Genomic DNA, 14,360 nt, shown 5'->3' with positions numbered 1-14,360 from the left:
TCGTAAATGAGTGCGTAGATCTTATTATTTTTAGCATTACGGATGGCATCAAAAATGATTCGATTATGATGAGCAGGATTGTTAAACGGCTGATTAACAATAACTAATTTATCCTGGCATGCAAACTTAATGAGTCCGGCTCTTGTAAACTTCAATCCGTCACCCCCAATGACATAAATAGTTGCTGATACTCATATTGTAATCTTTTCGTGGGTTTTAAGTGTCCGAATGGCCATAAATTATGGCACTGATCGTGAGAAACGAAAAAAATAGTCGGAATCTTTGACTTACTTTTGGTAAGTGATACACTTTTCAGTAGATGAACAATAATGATATGGAGGTATGACGGTCATGACTGTTGTTAATGGATATAAGCAAAATGATAATGAACAAAAAATTGATATTTTAAATTTGGAAGAATTGGAAGAAAGAGCTAAACAAATTATTCCAACCGGCGGATTAGGTTATATTGTCGGTGGTTCGGAAAACAATTGGACGTTGAAGGCTAATCGAAAAGCCTTTACCCACAAACAAATTGTTCCCCGTGCTTTAAGTAATATTGAGGATCCGCAATTGGATACCAATGTGTTCGGCATTCCGTTGAAGACACCTATTATGATGGCCCCAACCGCTGCTCAAGGGTTGGCTCACTCACAGGGTGAAAAAGATACCGCGAAGGGTGTTGCTGCCGTTGGTGGATTGATGGCTCAAAGTACTTATTCTTCAGCTTCAATCTCAGATACTGCGGCCGCTGGTGACGGTGCGCCTCAATTCTTCCAGCTTTATATGAGCAAGGATTGGGATTTCAATTATTCATTGCTTGATGAAGCCAAAAAGGCTGGTGTCAAGGGAATCATTTTGACTGTTGATGCAACTGTTGATGGCTATCGTGAAGATGATATTAAGAATAACTTCCAGTTCCCAATTCCAATGGCCAACCTGACCAAGTTTAGCGAAGGTGACGGAAAAGGCAAAGGAATCGCTGAAATTTACGCCGCTGCCGCTCAAAAGATCGGGCCGGATGACGTGAAGAAGATTGCTGACTACACTGATTTGCCGGTGATTGTTAAGGGAATCGAATCACCAGAAGATGCACTGTACGCAATTGGTGCCGGTGCTTCCGGTGTTTACGTATCCAACCATGGGGGTCGTCAGTTAAACGGTGGCCCAGCATCATTTGATGTTTTGGAGGACGTTGCTAAAGCAGTTAATGGCCGTGTTCCAATTATCTTTGATTCGGGTGTTCGTCGTGGATCCGATGCCTTCAAAGCATTAGCATCGGGCGCCGACTTAGTTGCGATGGGCCGTCCAGTTATTTACGGCTTGGCACTTGGTGGTGCACAAGGCGTTCAGTCCGTCTTTGAGCATCTTGGTGATGAGTTGAAGATTACCATGCAGTTGGCTGGAACAAAGACAATTGCCGATGTGAAGAAAACTCATTTGCTGAACATTCAATATTAATTCGTGTGCAATATCCTATCAATGGGCATCCTCTAGCAGGAAATGCATTCTGTTCTCAATGATGGGAATTAACATTAGAGGATCCCATGCATGTTGCGCAGCTTTAGAACATTCCCCGTGTTCTATTCCCCAAAAATATGTTAAAAAACGGTATCCTTCCAAGTTTGGAGGGGTACCGTTTTTTGCGCTAAAACGCATTAATTAATATTTTTGCGTGGTCGACCAGTCGTTTGGCCCGTGTCCAGAATTTCTGGATGTTCGTTGCGGGCATATGCATATGCATGAGGATCCTGGTGACCGGATCGGTCTGTTTGAGACCTTTTGATGTAATAGTAAGCTGAAAGTCCGATGATCGTTAAAATTAAAAGTGTCATTGAATCCCTCGTTTTCTTTATTTTATTGAAACCCATGGTAATGGTGCGAAAAAGCGTTTCCAAACAGATGATTAATTTGGAAATTGATATCAGTTTACGTCGAATTTGTAGAGAGTCAAGTATCTTGTGTGCCGCTTGGAAGAAAATGGACCATGAGCCCGGCTGTATCAAGGATAGACAACTTATTAAGGATTTGTTTAATTCGAGGATTTGGATTAATTTCAAATTCTTCGTACGAAAAAAATAATCAGCGAAGATTTCTTCGTATATAATAAATGTATCGTGAATCACCATTAGGCAATTGATATTTAGATCCACACGTGGTATTATTTTATATTGTGAGTATCTGGGTAAAAACAGAAACTCTCCTTGCTCTCGGGAAGAGGGCCATAAGTCCACAAGGAGGTGCAAATCATGGAAGAAAAGAAATACGAAATTACTTACATCATTCGTCCTGATATTGAAGAATCTGCAAAATCTGCATTGATCGAACGATTCGACAAGATCTTAACCGATAATGGTGCTAAGGTATTAAGCTCAAAAGACTGGTCAAAGCGTCGTTTTGCTTACGAAATCGGTGGTTTCAATGAAGGAACCTATCATATTGTTACTTTAACAACTGATACCGACACATCACTTAACGAATTTGATCGTCTTTCAAAAATCAATGACGATATTTTACGTCACATGATCGTTGTTCGAGACGACTAATCATTCATTCTAATATTGAGAGGAGCAATTCAGCATGCTTAATCGTGCAGTTCTTACGGGTCGCCTAACCCGCGATGTTGATTTACGATACACTCAAAGCGGAACCGCTGTTGGTTCGTTCTCGCTCGCCGTTGATCGGCAATTTACCAATCAACAGGGGGAACGTGAGGCTGATTTCATTAACTGCGTAATCTGGCGTAAATCCGCTGAAAACTTTGCTAACTTCGTTCATAAGGGTTCTCTTGTTGGAATTGATGGTCGGATTCAGACCAGAAATTATGAAAACGCACAGGGACAACGTATTTATGTGACGGAAGTCGTAGTAGAGAATTTTGCGTTGCTTGAGCCTCGTTCTGCAAGGAACAACTCAAACGGTCAGCAAAATGGCAATGCTCCTCAACAAAACAATGGGAATGCCAATCCATTTGATAATAATTCAAACTCTGGTAATGGCGGCAACGTGAATACTGGTAGTAGCAACCCTACTAACAATAATAACGGTGGCAATAACGGCAACAATGGGAATAATACCCCTAATGATCCGTTTGCCAACTCCGGAGATTCGATTGACATTTCCGATGACGATTTACCATTCTAAATGAATTGGTAATAGAAATTTTCGAGGAGGAAAAACTATGGCATTTCAAAGACGTGGCGGCAACCGTCGTCGTCGTAAAGTTGATTTTATCGCTGCAAATCACATCGATTACATCGACTACAAAGACATTGATTTATTAAAGCGATTTGTTTCAGAACGTGGAAAGATTCTTCCACGTCGTGTTACTGGAACCAGCGCTAAGAACCAACGTGCTTTAACAATTGCTATTAAACGTGCGCGCATCATGGGCTTAATGCCTTTCGTTGCAGCCGACTAATAATGATTAAAGGCCATCCCCTCGAGGATGGCCTTTTTTTAGAACAAACGAACCCCGCTTCCGGCAATTGGCTGAAAGCGGGTTCGTTTTATTATCATTCGTTAATTTTCACTTGGAACGACTGTTTGATGTGGCTTTGAATCAGATGGTTGCAGTTTCTTCAACCCAATGCCCGTAAATCCGCTCAATAACGAGAAGACTGGGCATAAAAGACTAAAGAAGACAAATGGCAGGTATTGAATCGTTGGGACACCGAGTGTATTGGCAATGAAGACACCACCAACTCCCCATGGTACCAGGTAGTTGAGGACCGTCCCGCCATCCTCTAACACTCTTCCTAATGCGCGACTCGCTAGGCCGCCGTTATTAAAGGTCTGTTTAAAGGCTCGGCCCGGAAGGATAATTGAGAGGAATTGTTCACCAACGAAGATATTAACCCCAATGCAGGCTCCCAGAGCGGCTGTAACCAATTTGGCAGGGTTATTCAACCTGGTAGCCAGAGGTGACATAATCGCGCTGATAAGGCCAAAATGGACTAATAAGCCACCAAGCGATAATGTCAAAACAATTAAGGCAACCGTCGGCATCATACTGACGATACCCCCTCGGGAAAGCAATAGGTTAACTTCATTATTGGAAGTTTTGGCGATAAAGCCATTTGTAATGATCGTGCTGGCCTTGGTCACATTAAGGCCAGGATTGTTTACAAACATCATTCCGGCTGATACAAAGATATTCAAAAGCATCGTTGGAATAGCAGCCATTTTAAAAGCGGCACAAACAAACACCAAAATAATCGGAATCAGGGCCACAATTGAAATATGAAAATCGTTATTCAAAGCGGCAACGGTCGTATTGATCTTATTCATGTCGGCATGGTTGTGGCCCATCCCTAAGATGGCAAAGACAATTGTCGAAATGGTCGCAGCTGGAATCGTCGACCAAAGAATTGTTTTCATATGATCAAATAAATCGGTATCCACAACGGCTGCAGCCAGGTTGTTGGTTTCTGATAGTGGCGAGCATTTATCACCGAAGACACCACCGGAGATGATGGCACCGGCAACCAGCGCGGGATTAAAGTTCATTGTCACACCGATACCGAAAAAGGCAATTCCGACCGTCGAAACAACTGTGAAACAACTTCCAACTGCAGCGCCAACCAGCGAGCAAACCAGAAAGACTGTTGGCAAAAACCACTGGGCACTAATTGCTTTAAAGCCAATCACCATCAGCGTGGGGATCGTCCCGGCGGCAATCCAGGTACTGATCATTGCGCCGATTAAAATGAAAATAACGATCGGAATAATTCCTTTATCAATCCCATCCTTGATCCCAGCATTGATTTCGTCCCAGCTAAAGCCGGTCAGTTTCGCCCAAAAAATTGTAACGGTAATGGCTAATAATACTGGAACCTGTGGCGATAGCCCGAGCCCGATAACTCCGGTTCCCATGATTGCCAATGCAACAACCAATACTAAAATTGCTTCTCGTAAACTTACTTTACTGTTTCTCATAGTGTCAACCTCTTTTATTGTTTAAAGTGTCGTCGATTTAGTTCAATTCAGTTGACCATAATATCGTGGCATTCCACCATTACTTGTAATTCCCATCAAAATCATTTCCCCTCATATTATAGTAAGCAAACAAAAAATCGTCCCTATCGCATATAACTGCAATAGGGACGATTTTAACCGTGGTACCACCCAACTTGTGTATTCGAAAATACACCGCTCACTAGAAGATAATGGATTCTAGTTATTGACCATTGTCGTGATATTACGGTATTTCGCCTTCCTTACCCTGATTGGTTCGCAGCAACCACCAACTTCCTGACACCCAGATAAGGGACTACTTCATGTAATTCGACTTTAATTATTAGAATGAGTATAAAACTCGGTGAGAGAAATTGCAAGAAATGTTTTCTGAATCACATCCAGATCAAAATAAGCCCTCAAAATAGTGATTTGATAAATAATGTAAAGAAATCTAACATAATTCCCTAATATTATCGAAAAAGAAACCGTTTTAACCTCATAAAACAATAAAATGTAAGCAAAACTAACATTAGAGCTTGAATTGTGATAATATAAGTCCATTATCATTAGAACATTTTAATCTAAATCTTATGTTGCTCTTATTTTTCAAGGAGGATGCCTATGAAGTCAAAAATTCAAGAGAATCAAGATGGAACCATGCGGGCGCTTAGCAACCGACATGTACAAATGATCGCAATTGGAGGAACAATTGGAACGGGGTTATTTCTGGGGTCTGGTAGCACCATTAGTAAGACTGGCCCATCTGTAATGTTGATTTATTTAGTCCTCGGGGTATTTTTCTTCTTTATGATGCGAGGAATTGGGGAAATGTTTTATTCTGATCCATCCCAACATACCTTTGTTTCGTTTATCTCTCGTTATCTAGGGCCAACAGTTGGTCATTTTACCGGCTGGACGTATTGGATCGGATTAGTCTTCGTTTGTATGGCTGAATTAAGTGCCACCGCCACATATGTAAAATTCTGGTTCCCACAATTTCCGGGTTGGATCACTGAACTTATCTTTTTAGCCATTCTTGGCAGCGTCAATTTGATTGCTGCTCGCTTGTTTGGGGAAGCTGAATTCTGGTTTGCGATGATTAAAATCGTTGCGATTTTAGCGTTGATCTTTACTGGAATCTTTATGATGGTCTCCCATTCTGTTACGCCACTTGGACACGCATCGTTGGGCAACATTTTTAGTAACTTTCAGTTGTTCCCGCATGGCCCGATCAACTTTATCGCTGCCTTCCCAATGGTTTTCTTCGCCTTCATGGGAATTGAATTTGTCAGTATCACAATTGGTGAAGCCAAGTCACCGCAAACGGTCATCAAAAAAGCCGTTAATGAAACGTTGATTCGAATTTTGATTTTCTACATTGGTGCGTTGACGATTATCATGGGCATCATCCCTTGGTCCTCAATTACGCCAAACAGCAGCCCGTTCGTTCAAGTTTTAAAGCTGGCTGGATTACCAGCGGCTGCGGCTGTGATTAACTTCGTTGTTTTAACTTCCGCTGCATCATCATTGAATAGTTGCCTATTCTCAGCAGGTCGTCATTTCTATCAGTTAGCCACAGAAGTTCCAGAAGATAGTTGGATGCGCAAGCACTTCGCCAAAATTTCTCGAAATGGTGTTCCAGCTGCCGCCATCATTTTCTCTGCGTCACTGGTTTTGATTACGCCACTGATTAGTTTGACCAACGGCTTAGCTTCTGTCTTTACAATTGTGACTGGGATTTCCAGTGATATGTACATCATCGTTTATACACTGGCAATGCTGGCCCACAGAAAATATCGTCAATCACAAGACTTTTTGCCCAACGGCTTCTTAATGCCGGCATATAAAATTATGAGTCCCTTGACGATTGCCTTCTTCGTTATTATCTTCGGTTCACTGTTCTTTGTTCCAGAAGATATCATCGGCGCTGTCGGTGCCATTATCTGGACAGTGGTCTTTGGTGGTGTAACCTATTTGCATCAACGAAAATTAGTTCCAAATACCGATCAGTAACTCGTCAAATTTGATCAAAATCCTAATGTTTATTCCAAGTCACACGAAACCCGACATCCCAAGTTGTCGGGTTTTTATATGTCGTATCACGATTAGTTATTAACAGAGATCTTCAATCGTTTACGTATCTAACTAATAGCAGGCAGGTGCTGAAGTTCACAAAACCTTCAAATAATAGACTTGCGAATTTATGGTAAAATAAGACCATTAAGCTAGTGATGAAGAGGAATTAATATGAAAAATTGGTTCACAAACAACCGTGGCGATTTACCACCATTTGTTCATAACCGACGCCTCAGACGAATTATGATGTTTATTTCATTAATTGTCATCTATGGCATCGTGATTTCGTTTTTATATAACCTCGTGGCTTCAATCATTTTAATCGTGATCAGTGTTGTGGGGCTGATTTTTACCATCGTGATGATGAATGAAATTAGTTCGGATACCAATCGATATATCACTGACCTGTCTTATCGAATCCATCGGGGGGAAGAAGAATCCCTTCTTGAGATGCCGATTGGGGTTATGATTTTAAATGAGCACGGGTTAGTCGAATGGGTCAATCCCTACCTGATTAAGTACTTTAAAGAGGAAAACCTACTGGGCCGCAATTTGAACGATGTTGATCATGATTTTCAGCAGTTGATTATCAAGTATGAGGAGTCAGACGAATTTCACACGATTACTTGGCATGATCATAAATTTACCATGCTGGTTCAAAAAGAGTACAACTCCGTTTATCTGATGGACATCACGCGCTACGCCAACTTGGAAGAACGTTATAACGAAGAACAGATTTCCGTTGGTCAGATTTTCTTGGATAACTACGATGAGATTACCCAGTCGATGACCGACCAGGAAATTTCTAATTTAAGTAACTATGTTACCAATGAGTTGGCTACTTGGTCGCAGAAATACGGGATGTATCTCAAACAAATTGATGATGACCACTTTTTCTTGTTGGCGTATGCCAAATCACTGACGGCCATTGAAAATGACAAATTCAATATTTTGGATACCGTCCGTGAAACGACTTCCAAGCAAAACTTCCCGTTAACCTTGAGTATTGGGATTGCCTATGGTGAAGATGATTTGAACAACTTGGCTGACCAAGCACAAAGCAATCTTGATTTGGCATTGGGCCGTGGTGGTGACCAAGTCGTTGTTAAATCCCTTGACGGCACCGCGCGCTTCTATGGCGGTAAGACCAATCCAATGGAGAAGCGGACCCGAGTTCGGGCACGGATGATTTCTCAAGCCTTAAACGAATTGATGAGCGACTCTGATCAAGTCTTTGTCCAAGGCCACACCCGACCGGATATGGATTCTTTAGGTGCCTGTCTGGGTATTCGGCGAATTGCTCAAATGAACAATAAAAAGTGCTGGATCGTCCTTGATAAAGAAAAGGTCCACTCGGATATTCAAAGATTGCTGGAAGCGACCAAGAAGTATCCAGAAATTGCCGATTCAATCATTACGCCGTCTGAAGCAATGGCCAAAGTGACCGACAGCAGCATGTTGATCATGGTCGACCACTCCAAGCCAACGATTAGTATTTCAGAGGATTTGTACAAGCGGATGTCGTCTAAAGTGGTCATCATTGACCACCATCGCCGTGGCGAAGAGTTCCCTGAAAATCCAATGCTGGTCTACATCGAACCATACGCTTCCTCAACCTGTGAGTTGATTACTGAAATGTTTGAATATCAGCCACACGAAGAAGAACCAATCAACCGAATTGAAGCAACGGCAATGCTGACTGGAATCTTTATTGATACCCAACGATTCTCAATGCGAACCGGTACCAGAACGTTTGACGCTGCCAGCTACCTGCGTTCTGCCGGCGCTGATTCCGATGAGATGCAGCAGTTTATGAAGGAAAATATTGACAGTTACCTGCAACGCAACCACTTGATATCCAAAGTTGAATTCTTCCACAAGGATATGGCCTTGATTGTTGGTGAAGATGATCAAGTGTACGACCCGGTCACTGCGGCTCAAGCCTGTGACTCGCTGCTGACAATGTCTGGTGTTGACGCATCATTTATCATCACCAAGCGTTCCGATGGCAAAGTTGGTGTGTCGGCCCGAAGTACAGGGGCGGTTAACGTTCAGATCATTATGGAACGAATGGGCGGCGGCGGTCACCTTTCAAGCGGGGCTACTCAGCTTGAAGACAAGACAATTGAAGACGTCAAGAAATTGTTGCTTGAAACGATCGATCATATCGATGATAATGAATAAAGGTATTTAAATTTTTGAGGATAGTAGGAGTGATCTGTTATGAAAGTTATTTTTCTGCAAGATGTCCGTGGCAAAGGTAAGCGCGGGGAAGTTAAAGAAGTTCCTGACGGCTATGCTCAAAACTTTCTGATTAAAAATGGAAAGGCAAAGGCAGCCACCAGAGCCGCTATGAGCCAACTCAAAGGTCAACAAAAGGCCGAAGAGAAGCTCGAGGAAGAAGAGCTTGAAGAATCTAAGAAATTAAAGGCAATGCTGGAAGATGACAAAACAGTCGTTGAACTGAAGGCAAAGTCGGGAACGGATGGCCGTTTATTTGGCTCAATTCCAAGCAAGCAGATTGCGACTGCCTTGGAAAAGCAATTCGGTGTCAAATTAGATAAGCGAAAGATTGAATTACCAGAACCAATCAAGGTCGCCGGTTATACCAACGTTCCTGTTAAGCTCCACGCTGAAGTGACGGCTAAGATTCGGGTCCACGTTTCTGAGAAATAGTGACCACCAGTAAGAAATTTTGACGACCAACGATTGATAAAGGTTGTTAGTTAAGCCAATAAAGTGATGGGTTCCAGATTTTTGGAATTGATTATTTTGTTGGCTTAAATTCTGGCTTGAAAAATGGTTTATCTTGCCATCTTCAAACCATGCGAGAAATTTGTTGTTCTGTGCTACAATTTAATTATTGTATTTAACGTGAACGAATTTGGGGAATAAACATGAGCAATGAGTTTGTAAACGAGTTACCACCACAAAATATTGATGCCGAAAAGGCGGTCCTGGGATCGATTTTTCTGAGCACGGATGCTTTGGTTGAGTCGATGGAGTTCTTGGAACCCGACGACTTTTACAAGCATGCCCACCAGATTATTTACAAGGACATGGTGGAACTCAATGATCGTGATGAAGCTATTGATGTGGTGACGATCACGAACATTTTAACTGAACAAAACAACTTGGAAGACGTTGGCGGAATGGAATATATCGCCGATTTGGCGGGTTCTGTGCCAACCGCTGCCAATGTTACTTACTACGCGAAAATCGTCAAGGACAAGGCTATTTTACGGCGTCTGATTCAAACTGCGACTAACATCGTCACCAACAGTTACAATACCGATGATGATGTGACAACTGTTTTGGATGATGCGGAACGAGACATCATGAACGTGGCGGAGAACCGGACTCAGTCTGGCTTTAAGCCGATCAAAGAAGTCTTGAATAACGCCTTTAATGAAATTGACCGGTTGTCTCAAGAAGGCGATGCGGTCACGGGGCTATCTACCGGCTATCCCGAGCTGGATAAGATTACTACTGGCCTGCACAGCGATGAACTGGTTATTTTAGCAGCCCGGCCAGCCGTTGGTAAAACCGCCTTTGCCTTGAACCTGGCGCAAAATGTCGGGACTAAGACTGACAAAACCGTCGCCATTTTTAGCTTGGAAATGAGTGCCGAATCCTTGGTTAACCGGATGCTTTGTGCTGAAGGCAGTATCGATGCCAACCATCTGCGGACTGGTCAGTTAACCGAAGACGAATGGCAGAACCTGGTTGTGGCTATGGGCAGTCTGTCTCGTGCCAACATTTACATGGATGATACGGCTGGTATCAAAATGTCTGAAATCCGTGCCAAATGTCGTCGGTTGGCTAAAGAAACCGGTAACTTGGGCTTAGTGGTTGTCGATTACCTGCAGTTGATTGAAGGTAGTAACGCCGAAAACCGCCAACAAGAAGTTTCCGGAATTTCCCGACAGTTGAAGAAATTGGCTAAAGAACTGCATGTCCCCGTTATTGCGTTGTCCCAGCTTTCTCGTGGGGTTGAGCAGCGTCAAGATAAGCGACCAGTCTTGTCAGATATTCGTGAGTCAGGTTCAATCGAACAGGATGCCGATATCGTTGCCTTTCTTTACCGTGATGATTATTATCGGGATGAAGATGATGACGACGATGACTCCGGTTCTGAGAATGAAGACGATGAGAACAATGTCGGTGAAGTTGAAGTCATTATTGAAAAGAACCGATCGGGCCCTCGTGGAACGGTCAAATTGCTGTTTGTGAAGTCGTATAACAAGTTCTCGTCGATTTCGTATGCACAACAGTAATCTTAAATATGATCGTTAATCATGATTCGGATATAAAAACGAACGACTTTATTTTGATTTTAAAATAAAGCCGTTCGTTTTTTGATTTTTGATCGATAGAACTATTTCTTGAACTGTTTTAAATATCGGCTGGCAAATAATTTGTGAAATTTAACCCCTAAAGTCGGGTTAGCCGTATCAATATCTTCATACATCGCAAGTGTGATTTTATTTAAAAGGGATGCGAGTTGATCCAATTCATTATCAGAAAGGGCCCTTAAAAACGGGGGGATCTCTTGGGCGGCAGATTCAATTTCCTGTCGACCAGTGGGCGTTAAATTGACCAAATTAATCCGTCGATCTTTTGGTGACTTTGTCAGTGTTACAAAGTTACGATTAACAAGCTTATAAACAAATTCACTCGTAGACTGAGGCGACATTCCGAGGCGAGTTGCTAACTCTCGTTGTGAAAGATGATCTTCATCAGCTAACGCCAATAAAATCTTACCTTGGCCTTCAACTGTCAAACGTGGACGAGCTTGTTTGACAATATCATCATAAATTTTACTAAGCTGCTCGTACTCTGCCAATTTCCCCGCAGCTAATTCTGCCTTGATTTCGTTTGCCACTATTAATCATTCCATTCAGTGTTTTCTTAAGTATACAACATCCAAAAATGAAGCGTGCTTGACAAATTAATCAGGTGCCCTTATTATTAATTTAATCAGGTGGCCTGATTAAATTAAAGGGGGCTTCAAATATGAGTCAAAATGATGTGATTAATGTCATGAATATTCAAAAAAAGTTTGGTAACAACATCGCTGTCCAGGACGTCTCATTTTCGATTAAAAAAGGTGAAATTTTTGGTTTACTGGGTCCAAACGGAGCTGGCAAGACAACGATTTTAAGGATGATGACGACCCTATTGCGCCAAGATGCAGGAACCATTGTTCTGAACGGGTTTGATACCCTGACCCAAAGTCGGCTGGTTCGTCAGCAATTTAGTATGACCGGACAAACCGCAGCCATTGATCAAGACTTGAGTGCACGAGAAAATCTGCTGATCTTTGGTAAATTAAACGGGCTGACTACGGATAACGCCCGTAAGCGAGCTGAAGAACTGCTGACGGACTTTGATCTTATTCGCTCAGCTGATCAAACGCTTGCAACATTTTCCGGGGGGATGCGCCGCCGATTGGACTTGGCGGTTAGTTTGATTGGGAAGCCTGCCATTTTGTTTTTAGATGAACCCACCACTGGATTAGATCCACGGACACGAACGCAGATGTGGCAGGCGATTCAAAAATTGGTTCGCGGGGGGTCGACGGTCTTACTGACGACGCAGTATTTGGAGGAAGCCGATCATCTAGCCAATCGAATCGCGCTGATTGACCATGGAAAGATGATCGCAATGGGGACGCCAAGTGAACTCAAGCAACAAATTGGCGGATTACAACTGAGAATAGAAGTTACCAACTTCCAACGGGTTGAACAAGCGCAAAAGATCGTTGAAGATACTTTGGAATCACCAGTTGTAAAGGACCGCACACTGACCGTGCAACTTGATAATCAAAAAATACAGGGTGTTTCACACGTTTTAAGTCAGCTGCAGGACGCGGACATGCCCCTCAGTTATTTTTCAATTGAGACACCGTCTTTAGATGATGTTTTCATGCGAATGACGGTTGGCAAAAATTAAGGAGAAATAGATGATGAAAGTGATGACAAATAACAATCATGTTTTGATGAATATATTGACCATGACACACCGCAACTTACTTAAGACGTTACACAATCCGGATAATTTCAGTGATGTCATCATGCAGCCGATAATCTTTACCCTGCTGTTTGGCTATTTGTTTGGCGGCGTGATTGCCGGCAGTATCCAGGCATACTTACCGATGCTGGTGTCGGGTATTTTAGTTCAAAGTATTTTAAACGCTGCTTCTGGTTCCGGACAGCAGTTACGTGAAGATATCAACGCAGGTGTTTTTGATCGGTTTAAGACGTTGCCGATTTCACCAATTGTGCCGTTGGCAGGCCAGTTGGTTGGCGACATCTTCCGGCTGCTGCTCTCAGGCATGATGGCGTTGATAACGGCCTTTTTGATGGGATGGCGACCAACAGTGGGGCTATTGCCACTGGTAGAAGTCTTGTTATTAGCAATCTTTATTGGCTGGGCGACTTCGTGGATTTTCGCCTTAGTTGGTTTAGTGGCGAAGAACGCTGAGTTAATTGGGAGCTTTTCGATGATTATTATTTTGGTGCTGACATTTTTATCGAACGCCTTTATCCCAGTAAAGACATTACCGCATTTTATCCAGATGTTAGTTCAGATCAATCCGGTTACCCTGACGATTACCGCAATTCGAACGATTCTCAGAACCGGAAATTGGGGTGATCAAGCAACGATGGTACTCATTAGCGGTGGGATTATTCTTTTGATTTTTATGCCATTAACGGTGTTTGTTTATCGGCAGCGTAATTAAGAACCGATTCATACTGAAAAGAAGCTGCGTGTGGGAGAAAAAACAATTCGTTTCCAGCAATAAATAACTGATCCAACCATCCAAACGTCTTGGTCTGAATGGCTGGATCAGTTGCTTTTTGGCGCAAAAAAATAACAACCACGGCTACAAGTAGCTGCGTGATCGTTATTTAATGGTATGTAATTGATGGGCAGTCAGGGGCTCGAACCCTGGACCCACGGATTAAGAGTCCGTTGCTCTACCAACTGAGCTAACTGCCCATTACTAACCGACTTAAATATAATAGCATATGCGCAAAATATTTGCAACACGGAAAAGTGGATATTTTCAGATAAAAATTAATTGGATTGGTATAGTGAACACCAACCCATTATCTGAAAGGTTTATTCACATCGTTTGAAACAATCGCGAAGCTATGCGGGTCTTCATTCGCGTTTATTTGACGAAACCAGGTCTGTGTTATAATAGCAACATGTTGGCGTGTGCAAATTTTTAGAAAATAACAATATTTAAATCCATGTTAGGAGAAATTGTTAATGGCAAAAAAGATACTAGTTGTAGACGACGAAAAACCAATCGT

At 42.4% G+C, this 14,360-nt stretch carries 13 protein-coding genes and 1 tRNA gene; 10 read left to right on the top strand and 4 right to left on the bottom strand.

Annotated elements, in window-relative coordinates; genetic code table 11:
- Positions 1–351 precede the first annotated feature (351 nt).
- Positions 352–1,461, top strand: a complete 1,110-nt coding sequence (locus AB3112_RS03670; RefSeq protein WP_367333969.1) for a lactate oxidase — start codon at positions 352–354, stop codon at positions 1,459–1,461.
- Between the two features lie 197 nt (positions 1,462–1,658).
- Here the strand turns inward: AB3112_RS03670 and AB3112_RS03665 are convergent, their stop codons facing one another.
- On the bottom strand, positions 1,659–1,835 hold the full coding sequence (locus AB3112_RS03665) for a hypothetical protein (RefSeq protein WP_367333968.1): 177 nt from the start codon (positions 1,833–1,835) through the stop codon (positions 1,659–1,661).
- A gap of 414 nt (positions 1,836–2,249) precedes the next feature.
- On the opposite strand from AB3112_RS03665, the gene rpsF reads away from it, so the two are divergent.
- The 3 genes from rpsF to rpsR are packed head-to-tail and all read left to right on the top strand — an operon-like array spanning position 2,250 to position 3,421.
- Positions 2,250–2,546: a 30S ribosomal protein S6 gene (gene rpsF / locus AB3112_RS03660; RefSeq protein ID WP_057909427.1), complete on the top strand. Its 297-nt coding sequence runs from the start codon at positions 2,250–2,252 to the stop codon at positions 2,544–2,546.
- A 34-nt stretch (positions 2,547–2,580) separates the two neighbouring features.
- Complete coding sequence (gene ssb, locus AB3112_RS03655; RefSeq protein WP_084973752.1) at positions 2,581–3,144, top strand: single-stranded DNA-binding protein; 564 nt, start codon at positions 2,581–2,583, stop codon at positions 3,142–3,144.
- Positions 3,145–3,181: 37 nt separating this feature from the next.
- Entirely contained in the window at positions 3,182–3,421 is a 240-nt protein-coding gene (gene rpsR, locus AB3112_RS03650; protein ID WP_057909425.1) for a 30S ribosomal protein S18, read from the top strand.
- A 101-nt stretch (positions 3,422–3,522) separates the two neighbouring features.
- Here the strand turns inward: rpsR and nhaC are convergent, their stop codons facing one another.
- The gene (nhaC, locus tag AB3112_RS03645) at positions 3,523–4,938 is read right to left on the bottom strand and encodes a Na+/H+ antiporter NhaC (RefSeq protein ID WP_367333967.1); all 1,416 of its coding nucleotides are present in this window, start codon (positions 4,936–4,938) and stop codon (positions 3,523–3,525) included.
- A 642-nt stretch (positions 4,939–5,580) separates the two neighbouring features.
- Between nhaC and AB3112_RS03640 the strand changes: the two genes are divergently transcribed.
- The 4 genes from AB3112_RS03640 (at position 5,581) to dnaB (ending at position 11,312) form a co-directional block, all read left to right on the top strand.
- Positions 5,581–6,972 (top strand): amino acid permease, encoded by a 1,392-nt coding sequence (locus AB3112_RS03640; RefSeq protein WP_367333966.1) that lies wholly within the window; start codon positions 5,581–5,583, stop codon positions 6,970–6,972.
- A 234-nt stretch (positions 6,973–7,206) separates the two neighbouring features.
- Complete coding sequence (locus tag AB3112_RS03635) at positions 7,207–9,219, top strand: DHH family phosphoesterase (RefSeq protein ID WP_171031895.1); 2,013 nt, start codon at positions 7,207–7,209, stop codon at positions 9,217–9,219.
- 39 nt (positions 9,220–9,258) lie between these two features.
- Positions 9,259–9,711: a 50S ribosomal protein L9 gene (gene rplI / locus AB3112_RS03630; protein WP_367333965.1), complete on the top strand. Its 453-nt coding sequence runs from the start codon at positions 9,259–9,261 to the stop codon at positions 9,709–9,711.
- A gap of 221 nt (positions 9,712–9,932) precedes the next feature.
- Positions 9,933–11,312 (top strand): replicative DNA helicase, encoded by a 1,380-nt coding sequence (gene dnaB / locus AB3112_RS03625; protein WP_084973746.1) that lies wholly within the window; start codon positions 9,933–9,935, stop codon positions 11,310–11,312.
- A 101-nt stretch (positions 11,313–11,413) separates the two neighbouring features.
- On the opposite strand, the gene AB3112_RS03620 is transcribed toward dnaB, so the two are convergent.
- Entirely contained in the window at positions 11,414–11,920 is a 507-nt protein-coding gene (locus AB3112_RS03620; RefSeq protein WP_084973744.1) for a MarR family winged helix-turn-helix transcriptional regulator, read from the bottom strand.
- A 131-nt stretch (positions 11,921–12,051) separates the two neighbouring features.
- Here AB3112_RS03620 and AB3112_RS03615 point away from each other — a divergent pair, with 131 nt between their 5' ends.
- Both AB3112_RS03615 and AB3112_RS03610 read left to right on the top strand, forming a co-directional pair.
- A complete protein-coding gene (locus tag AB3112_RS03615) occupies positions 12,052–12,990 on the top strand; it encodes an ATP-binding cassette domain-containing protein (RefSeq protein WP_084973742.1) in 939 nt (312 codons plus the stop codon).
- Between the two features lie 13 nt (positions 12,991–13,003).
- Entirely contained in the window at positions 13,004–13,780 is a 777-nt protein-coding gene (locus AB3112_RS03610; protein ID WP_367333964.1) for an ABC transporter permease, read from the top strand.
- A 187-nt stretch (positions 13,781–13,967) separates the two neighbouring features.
- Here the strand turns inward: AB3112_RS03610 and AB3112_RS03605 are convergent.
- A tRNA-Lys gene (locus tag AB3112_RS03605) sits at positions 13,968–14,040 on the bottom strand.
- Between the last annotated feature and the right edge of the window lie 320 nt (positions 14,041–14,360).

The organism is Lentilactobacillus sp. (assembly GCF_040773105.1).
GTDB classification, from domain to species: domain Bacteria; phylum Bacillota; class Bacilli; order Lactobacillales; family Lactobacillaceae; genus Lentilactobacillus; species Lentilactobacillus parabuchneri.
Note: the sequence above shows the minus strand (reverse complement) of the source record. Positions and strands in the feature narration are given on the sequence as shown.